At 60.7% G+C, this 20198-nt stretch carries 25 protein-coding genes; 7 read left to right on the forward strand and 18 right to left on the reverse strand.

Annotated elements, in window-relative coordinates; translation table 11 throughout:
• Window positions 1-2 precede the first annotated feature (2 nt).
• The 10 genes from LG281_RS07555 to coxB form a co-directional block, all read right to left on the reverse strand.
• Entirely contained in the window at window positions 3-1262 is a 1260-nt protein-coding gene (locus tag LG281_RS07555) for a M16 family metallopeptidase (protein WP_404405926.1), read from the reverse strand.
• 4 nt (window positions 1263-1266) lie between these two features.
• On the reverse strand, window positions 1267-2667 hold the full coding sequence (thrC, locus tag LG281_RS07560; protein ID WP_404405928.1) for a threonine synthase: 1401 nt from the start codon (window positions 2665-2667) through the stop codon (window positions 1267-1269).
• A gap of 299 nt (window positions 2668-2966) precedes the next feature.
• Window positions 2967-3743, reverse strand: coding sequence for an SURF1 family protein (locus tag LG281_RS07565; RefSeq protein ID WP_404405930.1), 777 nt, complete (start codon window positions 3741-3743; stop codon window positions 2967-2969).
• Entirely contained in the window at window positions 3743-4120 is a 378-nt protein-coding gene (locus tag LG281_RS07570; protein WP_404405932.1) for a DUF983 domain-containing protein, read from the reverse strand. The genes LG281_RS07565 and LG281_RS07570 overlap by 1 nt, the downstream gene beginning before the upstream one ends.
• 48 nt (window positions 4121-4168) lie before the next feature.
• Window positions 4169-4999 (reverse strand): cytochrome c oxidase subunit 3, encoded by an 831-nt coding sequence (locus LG281_RS07575; protein WP_404405934.1) that lies wholly within the window; start codon window positions 4997-4999, stop codon window positions 4169-4171.
• 17 nt (window positions 5000-5016) lie between these two features.
• Window positions 5017-5556, reverse strand: a complete 540-nt coding sequence (locus tag LG281_RS07580) for a cytochrome c oxidase assembly protein (protein ID WP_404405936.1) — start codon at window positions 5554-5556, stop codon at window positions 5017-5019.
• An 11-nt stretch (window positions 5557-5567) separates the two neighbouring features.
• On the reverse strand, window positions 5568-5708 hold the full coding sequence (locus tag LG281_RS07585; RefSeq protein ID WP_404405938.1) for a hypothetical protein: 141 nt from the start codon (window positions 5706-5708) through the stop codon (window positions 5568-5570).
• A 20-nt stretch (window positions 5709-5728) separates the two neighbouring features.
• On the reverse strand, window positions 5729-6658 hold the full coding sequence (locus LG281_RS07590; protein WP_404405940.1) for a heme o synthase: 930 nt from the start codon (window positions 6656-6658) through the stop codon (window positions 5729-5731).
• Window positions 6659-6743: 85 nt separating this feature from the next.
• Window positions 6744-8399 (reverse strand): cytochrome c oxidase subunit I, encoded by a 1656-nt coding sequence (ctaD, locus tag LG281_RS07595; RefSeq protein WP_404405942.1) that lies wholly within the window; start codon window positions 8397-8399, stop codon window positions 6744-6746.
• A 22-nt stretch (window positions 8400-8421) separates the two neighbouring features.
• Window positions 8422-9321 (reverse strand): cytochrome c oxidase subunit II, encoded by a 900-nt coding sequence (coxB, locus tag LG281_RS07600; protein WP_404405944.1) that lies wholly within the window; start codon window positions 9319-9321, stop codon window positions 8422-8424.
• Window positions 9322-9654: 333 nt separating this feature from the next.
• Between coxB and LG281_RS07605 the strand changes: the two genes are divergently transcribed.
• Window positions 9655-10188 carry an invasion associated locus B family protein gene (locus LG281_RS07605; RefSeq protein ID WP_404406663.1) on the forward strand — a complete coding sequence of 178 codons (534 nt, stop codon included), beginning with the start codon at window positions 9655-9657 and terminating at the stop codon, window positions 10186-10188.
• A gap of 173 nt (window positions 10189-10361) precedes the next feature.
• On the opposite strand, the gene LG281_RS07610 is transcribed toward LG281_RS07605, so the two are convergent.
• Window positions 10362-10529 carry a hypothetical protein gene (locus tag LG281_RS07610; RefSeq protein WP_404405946.1) on the reverse strand — a complete coding sequence of 56 codons (168 nt, stop codon included), beginning with the start codon at window positions 10527-10529 and terminating at the stop codon, window positions 10362-10364.
• 245 nt (window positions 10530-10774) lie between these two features.
• On the opposite strand from LG281_RS07610, the gene LG281_RS07615 reads away from it, so the two are divergent.
• Window positions 10775-11668, forward strand: coding sequence for a LysR family transcriptional regulator (locus LG281_RS07615; RefSeq protein ID WP_404405948.1), 894 nt, complete (start codon window positions 10775-10777; stop codon window positions 11666-11668).
• Window positions 11669-11672: 4 nt separating this feature from the next.
• On the opposite strand, the gene LG281_RS07620 is transcribed toward LG281_RS07615, so the two are convergent.
• On the reverse strand, window positions 11673-12287 hold the full coding sequence (locus tag LG281_RS07620; RefSeq protein WP_404405950.1) for a MarR family winged helix-turn-helix transcriptional regulator: 615 nt from the start codon (window positions 12285-12287) through the stop codon (window positions 11673-11675).
• Window positions 12288-12335: 48 nt separating this feature from the next.
• Here LG281_RS07620 and LG281_RS07625 point away from each other — a divergent pair, with 48 nt between their 5' ends.
• Together LG281_RS07625 and LG281_RS07630 are read left to right on the forward strand one after the other, a co-directional pair.
• Window positions 12336-13316, forward strand: coding sequence for an ATP-binding cassette domain-containing protein (locus LG281_RS07625; RefSeq protein WP_404405952.1), 981 nt, complete (start codon window positions 12336-12338; stop codon window positions 13314-13316).
• A gap of 12 nt (window positions 13317-13328) precedes the next feature.
• Complete coding sequence (locus tag LG281_RS07630; RefSeq protein WP_404405954.1) at window positions 13329-14090, forward strand: ABC transporter permease; 762 nt, start codon at window positions 13329-13331, stop codon at window positions 14088-14090.
• A gap of 16 nt (window positions 14091-14106) precedes the next feature.
• Here the strand turns inward: LG281_RS07630 and LG281_RS07635 are convergent, their stop codons facing one another.
• Complete coding sequence (locus LG281_RS07635; protein ID WP_404405956.1) at window positions 14107-15486, reverse strand: glutamate--cysteine ligase; 1380 nt, start codon at window positions 15484-15486, stop codon at window positions 14107-14109.
• 118 nt (window positions 15487-15604) lie between these two features.
• Window positions 15605-16345, reverse strand: a complete 741-nt coding sequence (locus LG281_RS07640) for a 16S rRNA (uracil(1498)-N(3))-methyltransferase (protein WP_404405958.1) — start codon at window positions 16343-16345, stop codon at window positions 15605-15607.
• A gap of 130 nt (window positions 16346-16475) precedes the next feature.
• Between LG281_RS07640 and ubiA the strand changes: the two genes are divergently transcribed.
• Window positions 16476-17411 (forward strand): 4-hydroxybenzoate octaprenyltransferase, encoded by a 936-nt coding sequence (gene ubiA / locus LG281_RS07645; RefSeq protein WP_404405960.1) that lies wholly within the window; start codon window positions 16476-16478, stop codon window positions 17409-17411.
• A gap of 25 nt (window positions 17412-17436) precedes the next feature.
• Here the strand turns inward: ubiA and LG281_RS07650 are convergent, their stop codons facing one another.
• From LG281_RS07650 to LG281_RS07660, 3 genes are all read right to left on the reverse strand, one after another.
• A complete protein-coding gene (locus tag LG281_RS07650) occupies window positions 17437-17718 on the reverse strand; it encodes a type II toxin-antitoxin system RelE/ParE family toxin (protein WP_404405962.1) in 282 nt (93 codons plus the stop codon).
• On the reverse strand, window positions 17708-17956 hold the full coding sequence (locus tag LG281_RS07655) for a type II toxin-antitoxin system Phd/YefM family antitoxin (RefSeq protein WP_404405964.1): 249 nt from the start codon (window positions 17954-17956) through the stop codon (window positions 17708-17710). Before LG281_RS07655 ends, LG281_RS07650 begins: the two co-directional genes overlap by 11 nt.
• Window positions 17957-18090: 134 nt before the next feature.
• Window positions 18091-18603 (reverse strand): DUF6101 family protein, encoded by a 513-nt coding sequence (locus tag LG281_RS07660; protein ID WP_404405966.1) that lies wholly within the window; start codon window positions 18601-18603, stop codon window positions 18091-18093.
• A gap of 264 nt (window positions 18604-18867) precedes the next feature.
• Here LG281_RS07660 and LG281_RS07665 point away from each other — a divergent pair, with 264 nt between their 5' ends.
• Window positions 18868-19704: a 3'(2'),5'-bisphosphate nucleotidase CysQ gene (locus LG281_RS07665; protein ID WP_404405968.1), complete on the forward strand. Its 837-nt coding sequence runs from the start codon at window positions 18868-18870 to the stop codon at window positions 19702-19704.
• The gene (locus LG281_RS07670; RefSeq protein ID WP_404405970.1) at window positions 19701-19937 is read left to right on the forward strand and encodes a DUF4170 domain-containing protein; all 237 of its coding nucleotides are present in this window, start codon (window positions 19701-19703) and stop codon (window positions 19935-19937) included. The genes LG281_RS07665 and LG281_RS07670 overlap by 4 nt, the downstream gene beginning before the upstream one ends.
• A 15-nt stretch (window positions 19938-19952) precedes the next feature.
• On the opposite strand, the gene LG281_RS07675 is transcribed toward LG281_RS07670, so the two are convergent.
• Window positions 19953-20171 (reverse strand): DUF2093 domain-containing protein, encoded by a 219-nt coding sequence (locus LG281_RS07675; protein ID WP_404405972.1) that lies wholly within the window; start codon window positions 20169-20171, stop codon window positions 19953-19955.
• Window positions 20172-20198 lie beyond the last annotated feature (27 nt).

The following is a 20198-nucleotide window of genomic DNA, read 5'->3' on the forward strand; positions in this document are numbered from 1 at the left end:
CGTCACTTAAAGTTGGAAGCGATCGCGGAATAGTCCGGCATCTTGTGGACCGGGCCGACGCTCGCCACCGAAGGATTGGCCGCCGAGAGGATCTGCCCGGCCACATGCTTCACGCGATCGGCATCGATACGGTTGATGCGGTCGACTGTTTCCTGCAGCGGAATGGGGCGGCCCCAGAGGATTTGCTGCCGCGCAAGCTGGCCAGCGCGGGAGGACGGGCTTTCGAGCGACATCAGCAGTCCCGCCCGGATCTGGGCGCGCACGCGCATGACCTCTTCCTCGGTGATATCCCGCGCAGCCTTTTGCAATTCTTCGAGCAACACAGGCATCAGTTCGCCGACCTCGTCGCCGCCGGTCGATGCCGCCACGCCGAAAACCCCGCTGTCGGCAAAGGCCCAGTGGAACGCATAGACGGAATAGCACAAGCCCCGGCGCTCGCGCACTTCCTGGAACAGCCGGGAGCTCATGCCTCCGCCCAATACGGTCGCGAGCACCTGGGCGGCGTAGAAGCCGTCCGTATTGTAGGCGCGGCCTTCGAGCCCCAGAACGATATGGGTCTGCTCGTGATCGGAATCCTCACGCTTGTCGCCGCCCTTGTAGCTTGCACGGTCGGGTTCGGGCGCGCCGGTAGGCTTGAGGGTATGGAAACGATCGTTGATAACGTCGACGAGTTGGTCGTGATCCACATTACCGGCAGCCGAAACCACCATGTGATCGCCCACATAATGGCTATCCATATAGGCGCGCACCGAGCCGGAATCGAAACTGCGCACGGTTTCCGCCGTACCTAGAATGGTCCGCCCGATGGGCTGTTCGGGATAAGCGGCGCTTTGGAAAAGGTCGAAGACGTGATCGTCGGGATCGTCCTGGGACGCTCCGATTTCCTGGACGATGACGTGCTGCTCGCGCGCGAGCTCCTTTTCGTCGAAAACCGAATTCTGAAGGATATCGGAGAGGATGTCGGCGGCGAGTGCCACGTCGTCCTTCAAGATACGCGCGAAATAGCCGGTGTGTTCGATAGATGTCGCCGCGTTGATATCTCCGCCCACCGATTCAATGGTTTCGGCGATTTCGCGAGCCGAGCGTGTCTTAGTGCCCTTGAAGGCCATATGCTCGAGTAGGTGCGAGATGCCGTGCTGGTCGTCGTTTTCGCTGCGCGACCCGGACCTCACCCAAACGCCAAGAGCGGCACTTTCGAGATGAGGCATGGCATCGGTGATCACCGTCATGCCGTTATCGAGGGTCGTGCTTTTTACGGGCAAAATTCTAATCCTCCCAGGCGCGTGTTTTCGCGCGAATGAAATCTTCCACTTTCGAGGCGTCGTTGGCCAGCACCGTATAACGCTCCTCGCGATTATTTAGGTCGGCGAGACGCGGCGGCAAGGCCGGATGCACGCCCGTCGCCGCTTCTACCGCTTCGGGGAACTTGGCCGGATGCGCCGTCGAGAGTGTGATGATCGGCGTGTGGCCGAAATTGAACCCGCGCCCAACCGCAACGCCGACAGCGGTGTGCGGATCGATCAGATAAGACGAATGCTCGTAAACATCGCGGATGATATTGGCCGTTGCCGTCTCGTCGGCCATGCCGGCGCCGAAGTCCGAGCGGATCGTTTCGAGCGCAACGCCCGGAATGGCGAAGCCGCCGGACTGCTTGAGCGACCCCAATAGCGCTGCGGTCTTTTCCCCGTTCCTGTTGAGGGCTTCGAACAGGAGCCGTTCGAAATTGGACGAGACCTCGATATCCATCGAGGGGCTGGCCGTGGGGATCACGCCGCGCTTGTCATAGCGGCCGACCTTGATGGCGCGGCGCAAAATATCGTTGGAATTGGTTGCAACGATCAGCTTCTCGATAGGCAGGCCCATCTTTTTGGCGCAGTAGCCGGCGAAGATGTCGCCGAAATTGCCGGTCGGCACGCAGAACGTGACCGGGCGGTGCGGCGCGCCAAGTGCGATAGCCGAGGTGAAGTAGTACACAATCTGAGCGACGATCCGGCCCCAGTTGATCGAATTGACGCCCGAAAGCTTGGCCGCGTCCCTGAACCGATGGTCGGCGAAGAGATCCTTGACGATAGCCTGGCAATCGTCAAACGAGCCTTCGAGCGCGATGTTATGGACGTTGGCGTCCGCCACCGTCGTCATCTGCCGGCGCTGCACGACGGATGTGCGGCCCTTGGGGTGCAGAATGAAGATATCTGTGTTCTCGCGTCCTTTGAACGCCTCGATAGCCGCCGATCCCGTGTCACCCGAAGTCGCGCCGATGATCGTCGCACGCTGGCCGCGCTCGCCAAGGATATAGTCCATCACCCGCGCGAGGAACTGCATCGCCACGTCCTTGAAGGCGAGCGTCGGGCCGTGCCAGAGCTCGAGCACGAAATGACCCGGTTCGAGTTCGGTCACGGGTGCAATCGAGGGATGGTTGAAGCTCTTGTAGGCTTCCTTGATCATGGTCTTGAGGACATCGGCAGGGATTTCGTCCCCGACGAAGCGCGAGATCACCGCGAGCGCCACATCCTCATAGTGGCGGTTGGCGAAATTGTGCATCTCCTCGGCGGTAAATTGCGGCCAGCTTTCGGGAACATAGAGCCCGCCATCGCGTGCGAGGCCCGCCAGCACAGCATCACAAAATCCCAGTGCCGGCGCTTGGCCGCGCGTACTGACATACCGCATGAAAGAGGACCCCTTATTGTTTTGGGCGCACCTTAACTCGGACTTCTCACACTGGCTACGTCCTGCGTCGGATTTTGGCGAGTCGCATACGGGTGCGGAGCGAAAAAGCGTATCGGGCATACGCTTTTCTCGCGCCGTGCCCGGAGGCGGCCGCCAAAATCCGACCCGAAGGGCTGGTTGAAAGTGGCGACAGTGTACGCCGGAGAGCTTGCACGTATGTCCAATACGCACTGCGCTCTCCGGCTACCCTGACGCCACTTTGAACCAGCGCAGGGCATAGCCAGTGTGAGAAGTCCGAGTTAGTTGTCATTGTCCCGATGGGCAAGATTTCCCGGATGGAGCTGGCGCCATATCCAGAAGCCGAGCATCACGAGGGTTACGAGTGCGAAGGCATACCATGTACCCGCATATTCGAAATGCCGGTTGGGAAACGTGATCTTCGTTTCCCCGCCCTGGGGCAAGGTGCCTGATGGACCCGCGATCTGGTCCAGCGTGACGGGCGCAACAGGCGCGATCCCTTCGGGCAGGAACAGCGCGAGCCGTTCCGGATCCCGCACCCATTCGCGGCGCTCGGCGACCTTGGGACCCGGCGTAAACGGATTGGCCATTTCGGGGCGTCGCGCGACACCTTCGATTGCGACTTCGCCCTGGGGTGCGGGGCCCCCATTGGCAAAAGAGGAAGCCTGATTTTCAGGCACGAAGCCGCGATTGACCCAGAGCGCGCCGTCATTGTCCGTCATAAGGGGTGCCATCACCCAGTATCCCGGGCCGGAGAACTGGCCATTCGCATCGGTGAGGTTATCGAAAACGAGCACCGTCAGGTCGTGTCTGAACGTGCCTGTCACCTTGAAAGGGCGGTAGTCGAATACTTCGGGATCGATCGAGGACCATGCGCTGGCCGCTGGAAACGCAATAGGCGCTTCGGAAAACCGCGCTTCGACGCGAGCGATGAGCGTGTCTTTCTCCGCGAGGCGTTGAACTTGCCAGGTGCCCAGCACCAGAAACACGACCATCAGGAGGAGCATGAAGACGACGAAAGTCCACTGACCTAGCGAGCCGAACCTGCGCGCTGCCATCAGCCTTCCATCTCTCCCGGTCCCCCGCCGGGCCGGGCGCCGGCCTTATATTGGAGGTTGATCATCACGCCCTTGAATGGCCGCAGGAGCGCGATCGAGAGGATGATCGTGGTGGGGAACCATAAGAGGATATGGACGATGAACGGAAAACCGAACAGCGCATCCGTTAAGAGCCACAGCAGCACGACGATGGTCCCTACGGGGAACATGATGAGGACGGCAGGGCCGTCACCGCTATCGGCAAAGGAATAATCGAGCCCGCAGCTTTCACAGGTGTCGGCGAGGGTCAGGAAGCCTGAGAATAAGTGCCCCTCGCCACACCGGGGACACCGGCCAGCAAGACCCGTAGCGATTGGGGAAGGCGGCGTAGCGTTCATGTGAGTATCGCCGGGAGCCCGAATCGGGCTCCCGGCCTTTCTGTTTGTCTAATGGATCCCGACCGCGCCGATCGAGCCCCAGACGTAGATCGAGGAAAACAGGAACAGCCACACGACGTCGACGAAGTGCCAGTACCAGGCAGCGAATTCGAAGCCCAGATGCTGCTTGGGCGTGAACTGCCCGGCTATCGCGCGGACAAGGCACACCAGCAGGAAGATCGTGCCGATGAAGACGTGGAAGCCGTGGAAACCCGTCGCCATGAAGAAGGTCGCGCCGTAGATATTGCCCGAGAAGGAGAACGGCGCCTCGGAATATTCGAGGATCTGGACGGAGGAGAACAGCACGCCGAGCAGGACAGTCAGCACAAGCCCCCATTTGAGGCCCTCCCGATCACCCTCGAGCAGCGCATGGTGCGCCCAGGTGACCGTGGTGCCCGAAAGCAGCAGCACGAGCGTATTGAACAGCGGCAGGTGCCAGGGATTGAACACTTCGATGCCTTGGGGAGGCCAGTGGCCACCGGTGAACTCCGTACGCGCGAACTGAACCGCCTCGCCTGGATACCAGGACGCATCGAAATAGGCCCAGAACCAGGCGACGAAGAACATCACTTCCGAGGCGATGAACAGCATCATGCCGTAGCGGTGATGAAGCTGGACGACCGGCGTGTGGTAACCGGTTTCAGCTTCCTTCACGACGTCCGACCACCAGGCGAACATGACATAAAGCACGCCCACGAGCCCGGCCAGGAACATCCATGGCGGCGAGCCGTGCATGAAAAGAATACCGCCGATGGCCATGATGAGCACCGCGACGGACCCCAAGAAGGGCCACGGGCTCAGATCGACCAGATGGTAGTCATGGTTCTTGGTAGCTGCCATGATTTATGTGTTCCCCATCAATTTTGGTGAAATGTGTAAGACAGCGTGATCTGCTGGATCGTCCGCAAGGTGCTGTCGGAATCGAGGTCGGGATCGACAAAATAGGTGACGGGCATTTCGACCGTCGTATTGGGCGGAATCGTCTGCTCGGTAAAGCAGAAACATTCGATCTTGTTGAAATAGATACCGGTGGTCTGCGGCGTTACGTTGAAGCTTGCCGTCGTCGTCAGCGGTTCGCTCGAAAGGTTGGTCGCGCGGTAGACGATAGTCTGCACCTCGCCGATCCTGCTCGTCGTCACCGCCGCGGGTTCGACATGCAGCGGCAGACCCGCATCTATATTGGCGTCGAAGCGCACGCCCATTTCCCGGTCGATAACGCCCTTGGGATTGGCCTCCGCCGCCTGTGTGGTGCCGCCATATCCGGTAACGGCGCAAAAGATGTTGTAGAGCGGCACGGCGGCAAAGGACATCCCCACCATGAACGCAACAAAGCCCGCCGCCATCAGGACGATGGTGCGATTGGAAACTTTGCGGTGGATCGGATGCGCAACGGCCATCGGAGTGCTCCCTAAAGCGGCCTGTCGAGGACGCCCGGACCGAGCTTGATGATGGTCACGGCGTAGAAAATAAGAACCAGCGCGCCCAGCGCCAGACCGATCGCGATAGAACGGCGGCGGCGGCGCTTCTGAAATATCTCAGCTTCGGTCATATTCTTTTCCTCATCCGCCATCAGACCGACCCAAACCATCTGATGAGGCCCACATCGGCCAGCAGCGCGACAAAAAGCACAAACAGATAGCTCAAGGAATAGGCGAAAAGGACGCGGGCGCGGCGCTTCATCTCAACCCCGCTCGAAAGGCGGACCCGGACGGCGAGCGCGGAGAATATAGCCCCCAGAACCGCAGCCGGGATCGCATAGAACCAGCCCACGAGCCCGGTCAGCACCGGACCGAAGCCGGTTACGGTCAGAAGCACCGTATAAATGACGATCTGGTTTTGCGTCGCACGTTCGCCGGCGACATTGGGCAGCATCGGAATGCCTGCAGCCTCGTAGTCACCTTTCTTATAGAGCGCCAGTGCCCAGAAATGGGGCGGAGTCCACAGAAAGATGATCATGAAAAGGATGAGGGCATCCATCGAGACCGTGCCGGTCACCGCCGCCCAGCCGATCATCGGCGGGAAGGCGCCCGCCGCACCGCCGATCACGATGTTCTGTGGCGTCGAACGCTTGAGCCACATCGTGTAGATGACAACATAGAAGAAGATCGTAAAGGCCAGAAGGCCCGCGGCGAGCCAGTTGGTCGCCAGCCCCAGCGTGCCGACGGAAAAAGCCGACAGCGTCAACCCGAAGCCGAGCGCCTCCTCGCGCGTGACGCGACCGGAAGGGATCGGCCGGTTGAGCGTGCGGCTCATGATGGCGTCGATATCGGCGTCGTACCACATATTGAGCGCGCCGGAGGCCCCTGCCCCCACCGCGATGCACAAAATGGCGACGAAGCCGATGAACGGATGAATATTGCCGGGAGCGACGAGCATGCCCACAAAGGCCGTGAACACCACAAGCGACATGACACGCGGCTTTAAAAGCGCAACGTAATCCTCCACCCGCCCGCCAGCGGATGAAGAAGCCGTCTTTGCGTTGTGCTCCACGAAAACCAAGAGTGAGGATCCCGGTACTTTTTCTAAAAGATGCAACCCGGCGAACCGGGTTGCACATGTCTTGCATGACTTCGAAACGCCCGGCCTAGCTGAAGCGCGGCAGGGTCTCGAACTGGTGGTACGGCGGCGGCGAAGAAAGCGTCCACTCGAGCGTGGTCGCGCCTTCCCCCCAAGGATTGTCCGCTGCCTTGCGCTTTTTGGCAAACGCTTCAACCAGCGACCACAGGAACACAGCAACCGCCGCAAGCGTAATCACGTAGCCAACCGAGGAGACCATATTCCACAGCGCATAGCTGTCGGGGTAGTCGATATAGCGGCGCGGCATACCGGCGAGGCCGAGGAAATGCTGCGGGAAGAAGATCAGGTTCACACCGACGAACATGATCCAGAAATGCAGCTTGCCCAGGAACTCGGAGTACATCACGCCGAACATCTTGGGGAACCAGTAGTACCAGCCCGCGAAGATGGCGAACACGGCGCCCAGCGAAAGCACATAGTGGAAGTGCGCCACGACGTAGTAGGTGTCGTGGAGCGCGCGGTCCGCACCGGCGTTGGCCAGGACGACGCCTGTCACGCCGCCGACGGTGAACAGGAAGATGAACCCAACGGCCCAGAGCATCGGCGTCGTGAAGCGGATCGAGCCCCCCCACATCGTCGCAATCCACGAGAAGATCTTAACGCCGGTCGGCACCGCGATGATCATGGTCGCGGCAACGAAGTAGCGCTGGGTGTCGAGCGACACGCCGGTGGTGTACATGTGGTGCGCCCACACGACGAACCCGACGGCACCGATCGCGATCATCGCGTAGACCATGCCCAGATAGCCGAAGATCGGCTTGCGCGAGAAGGTCGAGACGATGTGGCTGATGATGCCGAAGCCCGGCAGGATCAGAATGTACACTTCCGGGTGACCGAAGAACCAGAACAGGTGTTGGAACAGGATCGGATCACCGCCGCCGGCCGGATCGAAGAAGGTCGTTCCGAAATTGCGGTCAGTCAGAAGCATGGTGATGGCGCCCGCAAGAACCGGCAGCGAAAGCAGCAGCAGGAACGCGGTGATCAGCACGGCCCAGGGGAAGAGCGGCATCTTGAACATGGTCATGCCGGGCGCGCGCATGTTGAAGATCGTGGTGATGAAGTTGATCGCACCAAGGATCGAGGACGCGCCGGCAATGTGCAGGGCCAGGATCGCAAAATCCATCGCAGGCCCGGGCTGACCGGTCGTGGACAGCGGCGGATAGATCGTCCAACCGCCGCCGACCCCGAAAGCGCCCGGAGGGCCTTCGAAGAACATCGACATCAAGAGCAAGATGAACGCCGGCGGGAGCAGCCAGAACGAGATGTTGTTCATGCGCGGGAACGCCATGTCCGGCGCGCCGATCATGATGGGCACCATGAAGTTGGCAAAGCCGCCGATCATCGCTGGCATGACCATGAAGAAGATCATGATCAGCGCGTGCGCGGTGGTGAACACATTGAACATGTGCTTGCCGGCGTCAATCGCAGCATTACCCTCGGCGCCATAGGCCATAGCAGCGAGGCCGTGGAAGATCTGAATGCCCGGCTCGGCAAGCTCCCAGCGCATGAAGCCCGAAAGCGCGCCGCCGATGACCCCCGCCACGACGGCGAAGACCAGATAGAGTATGCCGATATCCTTATGGTTGGTCGAATAGACGTAACGCTTCCAACCGGTCGGAACACCGTGGTGTTCGGCGTGAGCGTCGTGAGCCACGTCAGCCATTATTCTTTCCCTCACTCAATCTTCATTCGGCCTGCGCCAGAAGCGCATTGGCCCCGGCCAGGTCGCCCTCGCCCGCCTGCGCGATCCAGGCATCGAACTGCTCCTGGCTTACGACGCGCACAGCGATCGGCATGAAGGCGTGATCCTTGCCGCACAATTCCGAACACTGACCGTAGTACATCCCCGTCTCACGGGCATAGAACCAGGTCTCATTATTCCGCCCAGGCACCGCGTCAACCTTGATGCCGAAAGACGGCACCGCGAACGCGTGGATTACGTCGGCACCGGTCACGAGCACACGCACCGTGGTATCGACTGGAACGACGAGTTCCTGATCCACGGCCAGAAGGCGGGGTTCATCCGGTTTCTCCTGGGCGCGCTGCTCGTCGGTGAGCATGATCGAGGCGAAATTGACGCCGTCATCCATATATTCATAGCCCCAGTACCACTGGTAGCCGGTCGCCTTGATGGTCAATTCGGGCGCCGGAACAGCGACCTCGCCATTCGAGAAGATCGCGGATCCCAGATAGCTGCGCTCGCCATCGGGAATGGTTTCCTGATCGGCCAGAACGCCGAAGGACGGGATCGCGATAACGATGAGGATCAGGATCGGCACCACGGTCCAGACGATCTCGACAAGCGTGTTGTGGGTCGTCCTGGAAGGCGTGGGATTTGCGCGCTGATTGTACCGCACGATCACCCAGATGAGGAGCGCAAGGACAAACAGCGTGATCGCCGTAATGATCCACATAAGCAGGTTGTCATGGAACGCTGTAATGGAGTCCATGATGGGGGTAACCGACGTCTGCAAGCCAATCTGTCCCGGGGCCGCATGTCCGTCCTGCGCCATTGCGGCGGCGGGAGACACGGCGGCAAGTGCCGCGAGCGAGGCCTTAGCGAGACGGAAAGAAAATCCTGTCACCTGGATCTCTCCTGAACCTTCGTTTGTTTTATATGCCCCCATTACCCGGCCCGACGCACGCATAGCGATAAGCTGCACGCGCCCGACTCAGATGCAGGGTGCAGGGTTTTCTCGTGGGTCAGCTAAACCACATCCGGGGAATGAAGGCAATTGAACATCAGCCCCGGTTCGTGCGTCATATTGCACCGATTTCGCCTCATGCGTGCCGCAGTTGTGCCTCAAGCGCTGTGATTGGATTGACAAAGGCGGTTGCGCCTTGGACACAAGGGCGAAACCATGAGCCGACTCGGAAATAGTCGGCCGGCGTTCGGCAGGAGAGAATTCGTGACGCGTATGACCATTCCGCTTTCGGCGCTGCTCATTGGGCTTGGCCTCATCGTTACCGCGCTCCTTACCCAGCCCGCGCAGGCGCAAGGTACAGTGCGTTCGCAGCACGGAGACTGGCAGTTGAGCTGCGACATGCCTCCCGGCGCGAGCGAGGAGCAGTGCGCGCTCATCCAGAACGTCACCGCCGAAGACCAGCCCAACGTTGCGCTCTCGGTCATCGTGATGAAGACTGCCGACCGGCAGGCGCGCCTCTTGCGCGTGCTGGCGCCGCTCGGCGTACTCCTACTCGGAGAATCGTCCGACGGCCAGCCCGTCGGCGGGCTCGGGCTCAATATCGACGGCGAGGATCAGGGACGCGTCCACTTCGTACGCTGCCTGCCCAACGGGTGCATCGCCGAAGTGGTGATGGACGATGCGCTGATAGAAAGGCTGTCCACGGGCGAGACGGGTATCTTTATCATCTTCCGCACACCGGAAGAGGGCATCGGCATTCCGGTTTCACTCAACGGCTTCGCGGAAGGCTTTGCGGCTCTGCCGTAGCCCAAAAACAAAAGCCGGACCCCAAAAAGGTCCGGCTTAAGGCTAGGAAACACAAGGCCATAGGCAAATTCGACCTTGCTGAGGTGGAGGACCTTCCGTGCTTTGAATGGCCCACCCACGTCGGCAAAAACGCAGGGGGGCAGAAGGCCCACCGTCAGGCTATCGGCAAGGGGTCACCGAAGCCATTCGGCTGCGCGCGCGTTACGGCGCGCGTCGAGGAATGCGCCGGCGGCAACACCGGGGTGACGCAAGGCCTCTGCAACATCATGATGGGTCAGGCCCATATCACCGAGTTGGGCCGCGTCCATACGCATCATTGAAACAAGGGTGGACCGGCGCATGCCGGAACCTCTGTGGGATTTACCAAAAAACCAGGCCATCGATCAACTCCATCTGGCACTAGCACGGGCGCAAGGCACCGCGCGCCCGGCAGGGCCGGGCACCGTTATTCAACCGATCGGACTCGTCGTCTTTGGGGCGCTACGTCCGGATCATCATGCACGAAAGGGGAGATAGGCACTTGAACCGCATTATTCAAACAAATAGATTTCATCTTTCTGATCAAAAAAAGTGATGGATTTGCGCAATGGCTGCGCCCCTCGATCTCGACCAGCTTCAGACCTTCTGTGCGATTGCCGATTGCGGCAGCTTCACCGAAGCGGCAAAGCGCGTCTACAAGACCCAGTCGGCGGTTTCCATGCAGATCAAGCGGCTGGAAGAACGGCTTGGGCAATCCCTTTTCACGCGCGACGGACGGCGTGTCACGCTCACCACGGAAGGCGAGGGGCTCTACGCCCGCGCCCGGAGAATGCTCAAGATCAATGCCGAGATCATCGATATGTTCTCGGAGGGTGACCTTGCGGGCAATATCCGGTTCGGCGTGCCGGACGACTACGCCGTGAAGCTCCTGCCCGTGCTGCTTTCAAGCTTCCAGCGCACGCACCCCAAGATAACGGTCGATGTGAGCTGCCAGCCTTCGGAAGTGCTGCTCAAAGGCATGCGCGAAGGACGGTACGACATTATCGTTTTCACCCAGGGCACCATGCATGAGTTCGGCGAGCTCTTCCGTACCGAGCGGATGTTCTGGGTGGCGAGCCATGGCGGCCGGGCGCTTGCGACCGACCCGATGCCGCTCGCCTGTGGCCCCAATTTCTGCATCTGGCGCGCCGATGCGGTGGACGCGCTGAGCCGGGTCAACCGCGATTTCCGCATCGTCTACACCTCGTCGAACGCCATGGCGATCACGAGCGCGGTGCTCTCGGACCTCGCCGTTGGCTTCCTGCCCGAAAGCGCGCTGCAGCCGGGTATGCGGGTGGTCGGCGAGGAACAGCGCCTGCCCCGCCTGCAGGATGCCCAGATCGCCCTCCTGCGCGCCTCGCACGCCTATGGCGGGATCTACGACGCGCTGGTGAAGCATATTACCGAGTCGATGGGCAATCTTCCGGGTTCGGACCGCAATGGGGCCGAGGCAGCGGAGTAAGCCCCTACTCCTCAAACGTCTCTTCGCTGATCGGCTTGCCGGCATCGTAGGCGCTCTGCGCCTTGCGCGTCATGATCTGCGTGTCGCGCTCGAACGCGCGAGCTTCCACGATCCGGTCTTCGTTGGTTCCTTCGGGCGGTACCATATGTTGCATCAGAAGACGCGTGCGCTCCCGGTTGATGGCAGTGTTCATTTCGATGAAGCGCGTAATCGCATCGATTTCTTCGACGGTGAAATACTGCATGATCAGGACGCCGATATCCGCGAACTGGCTGAACACGCGCGCTGCAATCCGCCCGGCAAGCTCTGTCGGCTCGATCCAGACCTTGCGCCGGTCGGTTTCATCGCGCACACGGCGGGCGTAGCCGGCACGCTCAAGCCGATCGACAACGCCGGTCACCGCACCCGTCGTTAGCCGCGCCTGTTCGGCCAATTGCCCCGCGGTAACCCGCCCCGCAAGGCTCATGATCTCAAGGCAACGTCCGCCGTTGGCGTCGATTCCGAGAAATGCCGCGAAGGTCTCGTCGAAGAGCGAGGTTGCAACCTGGTCGTGCCGCACGGCGGATTTGAGCGCCATAGCCGCGTCAGCGGGGTTGCCATTTGAATTATCTTGCTTCATAAGATATTTATACCCTAAGATAATATCCATCGTCCAGAGTTTTTGCCCATGCCTACCCCTGCTTCCGATCTCATCGTGCATGCGCGCGGATTGAGGCGCGTGTATAAGACCCGCAAGACCGTGATCGAAGCCGTTCGCGGTATCGATATCGATGTCCATCGCGGCGAAATCGTCGGCTTTCTCGGTCCCAACGGCGCGGGCAAGACAACGACGCTCAAAATGCTCTGCACCCTGCTCGAACCTACGGGGGGCGAGGCGCAGGTCGTCGGCTGCGATCTCTTGAAAGATCCCGAAGGCGTGCGGCGGCGGATCGGCTATGTCTCGCAAAGCGGCGGTACGTTCGGCGAGGCCATAGCGGGCAATGAGATTGTCGATCACGCCCGGCTCTACGGCATCCCCAAGCAAACCGCGATTGCACGCGGCAAGGCACTGCTTTCGGCGCTCGATCTCGAGGGCATATGGGACCGCAAGTGCAATGCGCTTTCGGGCGGCCAGCGGCGACGGCTCGATATCGTGATGGGCCTCATCCACGAGCCTGAACTCGTCTTCCTCGATGAACCCTCGACCGGTCTTGATCCGCAAAGCCGCGCCAATCTGTGGGATCACATCCGCAAGCTGAGGGACGAGCTGGGCACGACAGTGTTCATCACCACCCATTATATGGACGAGGCCGACCAGCTTTCCGACCGCATTCTTGTCATTGACCATGGCGAGATCGTCGCGACGGGCACCCAGGAAGAGCTCAAGAAACGCGTTTCGGGCGACGCGGTGACGCTGACGCTCGAAGACCCCGAGACAGCCGAAACCGCCGCCGGGCTGCTCGGCGAATTGCCTGGTGCGGATGCTCCGATTGTCGAGGACAGTGTTGTGCGCGTCCATCTTCCCGACGGCGGCGCGGCATTGCCAGGCATCCTCCGGCTTCTGGACAAGAACGCCATCGAGATCGCCGGCGTCGCGGTCAAGCGCCCGACACTGGACGACGTGTTTCTGACTTTGACTGGCCGCTCGCTACGCGACGAAGCCGCTTAGAGGATACCCCCAATGCGCTTTCTCTCCGAAACCTACATCGTTTTCCTGCGCGCGCTGCGGTTGTCGCTGGCAAACCCCACGTGGAGCCTCATCTCCATCATGCAGCCGATCCTCTATCTCACGCTGTTCGGTCCGCTTCTGCAGCAGGTCGCGCAGACGCCGGGATTTCCCGCCGGCGATGCGTGGCAGGTGTTCGTTCCCGGACTGCTCGTTCAGCTGGGGATTTTCGGTACGGCATTTGTCGGCTTTGGCATCATCGCCGAGTGGCGGTCCGGCGTGATCGACCGTATGCTCGTCACACCGGCGAGCCGCTGGGCGCTGATCGGCGGCCGGGTTTTGCACGATACGCTGCTCGTCATCACCCAGGGGCTTATCCTTCTCGGCGCGGCGTATGTCATGGGGCTCCGCGTGCCTTTGGACGTCGTCGTCGTCGGGATTTTCGTCGTGGGCCTGCTGGGCGCCGCCTTTTCCGCGCTTTCCTACGCGGCGGCCCTGAGCTTGAAGAGCGAAAACGCCTTTGCCCCGCTCGTCAACATGTTCGCGCTGCCGATCCTGCTGCTATCGGGCATCCTCCTACCCATGAGCCTCGCACCGTTCTGGCTCCGGATCGTTTCCGACATCAATCCGATCAAACATGTGGTCGAGGGTTTGCGCGCGGTCTTCCGCGGCGACATCGCGTCACCGGAAACCGGCATTGGCGTCGCCGTCGCGCTGGGCTTTCTGTTACTGGGCACTTGGCTGGGCGTGCGGGTATTCAAGGCGCAGACGAAATAGCCAAACGCCGACTGCTCTACGCCGCTCCGCGTGCCATCGCATGATCGGTATAAATGCGGGTCACATCCCCGTGCCACTCGCCATAATAGCAATCAAGCAGCCGTTCGGCGGGCGTTTTGCCGGTTTCGAGCGTAAAATCGAGTGGCTTGAGAAAGATCGACTCGTCAGCGCCTTCCCAATTGCTGCGGTCGCGCGCCTTGAGCCCCACGCGTGCGATTGCGACAGCCTCTCTGGCAAGGTCGCGAACCGTTCCGGACCGGAATGGCGTATTGAGCGCCGTGCGCGGCACCTCGGCGCGTAAACCTTCGCGTTCCTCGGCGGTCCAGTCCTTGACGAGATTCCAGGCGGCCTCCAGGGACGGACTGTCGTACATAAGCCCGACCCAGAACGCGGGCAGCGCACAAACGCCCTGCCAGGGTGCGCCGTCCGCCCCGCGCATTTCAAGGAATTGTTTCATCCGCACTTCGGGGAAGAGTGTCGAGAGATGGTCTTCCCAATCCTTCAGCGTCGGAACCTCGCCGGGCAGTTGCGGCAGCCTGCCATCGAGAAAAGCGCGGAAGCTCTCGCCGGCGCAGTTGATGTATTTGCCGTCGCGGATAACGAAATACATCGGCACGTCGAGTGCGTAGTCCGCATACCGCTCGAAACTCATCCCCTCCTCGAACACAAAGGGCAGCATGCCTGTCCGCGCTGCGTCGGTATTGCGCCAGATGTGCGATCGGAACGAGAGATAGCCATTGGGCTTGCCCTCCAGGAAGGGCGAATTGGCGAAAAGCGCCGTCGCGATCGGCTGCAACGCCAACCCGACGCGCAGCTTTTTGACCATGTCCGCCTCATCGGCAAAGTCGAGATTGACCTGCACCGTGCATGAGCGGAACATCATCGAGGTGCCCAGCGTGCCGACCTTTTCCATATAGGGCGCCATGATCCCGTAGCGCGATTTCGGCATTTGCGGGATTTCCGCGAGCGTCCATGTCGGCGTTACGCCCATACCGAGAAATTCGATCCCCATCGGCCCGGTGAACTTGCGCAGCATGCGTAGATGATCGTTGGTCTCGACGCAGGTCTCGTGAATCGTTTCGAGCGGTGCGCCCGAAAGCTCGAACTGCCCCCCTGGTTCGAGAGAGATCGCGCCACCGCCAAGCGGGTTGTTGAGCCCGATGACGTTCTCGCCGTCATAGTACGGCAGCCACGCGGTCTCGCGCTGCGCTTTGTCGAGCAGCGCGCCAATGCCGCGCTCGCCGAAATACGGGACGGGTTTGAACGTGTCCGAATAGTAGGTGAATTTCTCGTGCTCGGTGCCGATGCGCCAGTCGGATTTGGGCTTGCAGCCACGTGAAAGGGTTTCGACGAGCTGATGCCGCGATTCGATAGGCGGAGACGACGCATGGGCCATGAGCTACCTCGGTAATCGGCGCCGGCGATCTTGTGGATTGGTTTTGTACCGGCGCCGCGACAATACCGGTCCAGATTTTGGTTTCAATCCCTTTTATCGTCAATTGCCGATAAATGTCTTACCAGTCTCCGGCAACCGCCTGTATCAGCGCAAGCGCCGCCACGGCGGCGGTGTCGGCCCTCAAGATACGCGGCCCAAGGCTGATGGGGATCACGAAATCTTGTGCGAGCAAACGTTCGCGCTCCTCGGGCGCGAACCCGCCTTCCGGCCCGATAAGGAGCCCCAGACGCTCCCCTTCGAGCGCTGCGAGGGTATCTATGGGCGACTCGGACGCCGCTTCCTCGTCACAAAACACAAGCTTCCGGTCGCCATGGGCCTCCCGCCAGCCGGAGAGAAGCGCATCGAACGCGATTGCGTCTCCAATCTGTGGAACCGAGAGCACTTCGCACTGTTCCGCCGCCTCTATGGCGTTGGCGCGCAGCTTGTCAGGATTGACGCGCGGGTTCTGGACATGTCGCGTGAGGACCGGTTGGATGATCCCGGCCCCCATTTCGGTTGCCTTCTGGACGATATAGTCGAGCCGCTTGATCGGCGCGAAGCCGTACCAGAGATCGTTGGGCTCGGTCTGCACCGCGCTTTGCTCAACCAGCGTGAGCGTTACGGTCTTCTTGGACGCCTGCGCGATTTGCGTTAGAAACGCGCCGTCGCGGCCGTTAAAGACCACACACTGCTCCCCTGCCCCGCGCCGCAATACGTTGACGAGGTAGTTGGTCTGCGCCTTGTCGAGCGCGATCTCGGCGCCGGGGCTCATCGCGATATCGACGAAAAGGCGCGGCAGGCTCTTGTGGGTACGCGGCATCGGGTCCAATTGACTTGCTGGTTACGGAAGCTACTGCTTTGTGAGAGAAGCAAAACTCCACGCCCGGGGATAGCCCCCTTGCGCGCCTTGCCACAAGAGGCTCGCTCCATTGGGTAGGAAAGGAACCGTCATGTCATCGCCATCCGCCGGACCGTCGGGCAGCGTCGCGGACGCGGTAAAGGGCAATTGGGTCGACCGTTTCGCGCCCGAAGCGGCAAAACCCTATCTGCGCATGTCGCGGCTGGACCGGCCCATCGGCTACCAGCTCCTGTTCTGGCCCTGCGCCTTCGCGCTCGCTATCGCCAGCACGGCAACCGGGACTGTCTTCAACATCTATTATTTCGTGCTCTTCCTCATCGGTGCAGTGGCCATGCGCGGCGCCGGGTGCACGTTCAACGACATCGTGGACCGCGATATCGACGACAAGGTCGCCCGCACCCGCTCGCGCCCGATTCCGTCTGGACAAGTGAGTGTGAAGCAAGCCGCTGTGTGGCTCGTAGCGCAGGCGCTTGTCGGGCTCATCGTGCTGTTGCAGTTCAACACGCTCACCATCCTCTTCGGGCTTGCCTCACTCATTCCGGTGGCCATTTATCCGTTCATGAAACGGTTCACCTACTGGCCGCAGCTCTTCCTCGGTTTTGCGTTTTCGTGGGGGGCATTCGTAGGGTGGACGGCAGTTACCGGCGGCTTCAGCTGGGCCCCGGTCGTCCTCTATGCCGCGACCATCGCCTGGACCATCGGCTACGATACGATCTATGCGTTGCAGGACGTGGAGGACGACGTTCTGATCGGCGTCAAATCCACCGCACTTCTGGTGGGCGAGCGGCCCAAACCCTTCGTCACCGGCTTTTACGCGCTCGCGATGGTCCTCTGGTTCGTCGCCGGCCAACTTGCAGGCTCAGGCTGGGACCTTGCAGTCTTCATGCTGGCGCCGGGCGCGATCCTCGCCTGGCAGGTTGTAACGCTCGACCGGATGGATGGACAGAACTGCCTTACGCGCTTCAAGGCGAACCATTGGGTGGGCGTGGCGCTGACGCTGGCATTTATTGTGGCGGGGCTGGTTTAGGGGCTTTGCCAACCGACCGACGCAGTCACCGCTTGTCAGCTGCCTTGTACACCTGCCCTCTGTCGCGTTTACCAACCGCGATCACAACGATAACCAGCTGCGCGTCGCGAACCTCATATACCAGGCGGTAGCCGACACCGCGAAGTTTGATTTTGTATCGATTCTTCGCACCCGACAGCCTCGCGGATGCCACATGCGGTGCGACAAGGCGCTCGGCCAGCTTCTTCTTGAACTGCGTCCGTGTGTTGCTATCAAGCTTGCGCCATTCCTTTAGAGCCGGCTCGACGAACGCAAGCTCATAGCTCATCCAGCTTGACCTTGACGACGGGCTCGTCCGCGCGCGCGTCGGCTATGGCGTTCAGTTCGGCGTCTTCGAGACGTTCGAGCATCGCTTCATAGACATCCGCCGGAACGCAATAGAATGCGGGTTCATTGCGGTTGAGGACTGCAACCGGTGCGCCCTCGCCCGCAGCGACGGTACCCATCGGGTTCCGCTTGAGTTCAGAGACGCTTGCCGTAACCTCGGCCAGGACAATATGAGGCATGGGATTTTCCATAGCACTTTTTATCATGCCCTATATAGCATCTTTAAGAGCGCTATTAAAGATGCTTACGTGACATCCAAAAGCCCGGCCGTCCCCGACCGGGCTTTCGCCTATACCCCCAAAGTGTCCTGCAGTTACGCGCGCTTCTCGCCGGGCTTCCGGCGCCGCGCGAAGCGGGTGCGGCGGTCGATGTCGGGGCCGAGCATGCGGCGGCCCGATTGCTCACCAACCATCAGCCCGTCGACATTTTGCGAATAGGCAATGAGATTGCCGTCACCGGCCCGGATATAGAGCGGCAGACGGAGCTTCTTGCCCCAGTTCTGCCATTCGGCCACGACGTTGGTGTTGCCCTTTTCCTCATAGACCCGATAGGTGAGATCGGAATTGGGATGAATGAGTTCGATGGCGCTCGATAACTCTCCGTCCTCGGAAATCGATGTCGCGACAGCGACCCCGGTATATTCCTCGACCGGCACCTTGATCTTGACCACCAGGCCGCTCTTGTCGAGCTTGCGCCGTACGGTAACGGTCATCACCTCGCGCGCGGGGCGATTGTCGTTGGCCGCGTAAAGGGGCGTGCCGGGTGGAAAGGGGGTGCCCATGTTAAGAGCGACGGGCGAACCGATAATGCTAGCGCCGCGAACCATATTTAGCCTCACTGTCAACTTTCGAGAGCTTGTTTTTTGTTCCGCTCTCTTTTGATGAAGCCAACCTATCGCACCGGGCTATGCATCCGCTTAAAAAACTGGGTTAAGTTTGTCTTGTCTCAAAATGGGTTAGCAGTTTCTCACCGGGTGTAAGGGGTGATTAACCGGGCTCACTTGCGCCTTTACCGCCAAGCGCATAGGAAGGGCGCAAACCGGTAGGCTGCAAGGGCCTGCCGGATGCTCGCGGTCAACCACGGAACCCCTATGTCCATACCCGCCCCGACACCGGCACAGGACGACCTGGCGCTTCTGCGCTCGGCTGCGGTGCATGCGGGGATTATCGGATTGGGGTTTTTCCGGACCGATCTCAAGACCTGGACCAAGAACATCTCCTCGCCGGTCACCGAAGCGGATATCGCCATCGATACCTTTCTTGGCCAGGCGCTTCTGGGCGCGCGGCCTGACTATGGCTGGCTGAGCGAAGAGCAGATGGACACGACCGACCGGCTGGCGCATAGCCGGGTCTTTATCGTCGATCCGATCGATGGCACGCGCGGGTTCATCAAAGGCGAGGACAGCTGGTGTGTCAGCCTTGCCGTGGTGGAGGACGGGGTGCCCGTGGCCGGCGTCGTCTACGCCCCGGCGCGCGATGAAATGTACGCCGCTGCGCTTGGCATGGGCGCGACGCTCAACGGTCAGCCGATCAAGGCTGCGTACCGGACGGATGAAAGCCGGTTGATCCCCGGCCCCGCGGCGGTGCACAACGAACTGCAAGGCGCAGGGCTGACGTACAAAAAGGGGCCGATGTACCCCTCGCTCGCCTACAGGCTCGTTCAGGTCGCGCGCGGCAAACTCGATGCCGCCGTCGCGCGGCGGGGTGCACAGGATTGGGACATCGCCGGTGCCGACATCATCCTCACCGAAGCCGGAGCAGATTTTGTCGATGTTTGTGCCGGCCGGCCGCGCTACAACCGCGCCGATACCCGCCACGGCGCCCTTGCGACAACCGCCGATCCCTCGCTAAAAGACATGCTGTGCGACGCCCTGCGCACCGTCTATGGCTGTCCTGAACCAACCACCCCGGAGCAAAACGAAAGATGAGCGAGACCGAACAAAAACAATTGCTGCACCTTGTCATCGGCGGCGAACTCTCGGACCTTGAGGGCGTGCAGTTCAAGGACCTCGATGCTGTCGATGTCGTGGGCGTCTTTCCGAACTACAAGGCAGCCTACGATGTGTGGAAGCAGAAGGCGCAGATGACGGTCGATAACGCCGAGATGCGCTATTTCATTGTGCACCTGCACCGGCTGCTCGATCCGGCGGAAAAGGCTTAAGAAGCGGCCAACCGGTCAGCCCTTGTGATCCCGTAGATAGGCCGTAAACGCCGCCTCGGCATTCGCATAGGGCTCCTGCCGGTCGACGCTCCAATAGGTCAGTTCTTCGATTGGAATCGGCGCACCGGTCACCGCGCAGCGCACGAATGTGCCCGGCTTGACGACGACATAGTCGGCATCGAGGTATTTGATCTGCGCTTCGGACGGGGTGAACCCGTTTTCGAGAATATTCATCACGCTTTCTTTTTACGCTTCGGTGCA

It is taken from the genome of Pelagibacterium halotolerans, from assembly GCF_044811015.1.
GTDB classification, from domain to species: Bacteria; Pseudomonadota; Alphaproteobacteria; order Rhizobiales; family Devosiaceae; genus Pelagibacterium; species Pelagibacterium halotolerans_A.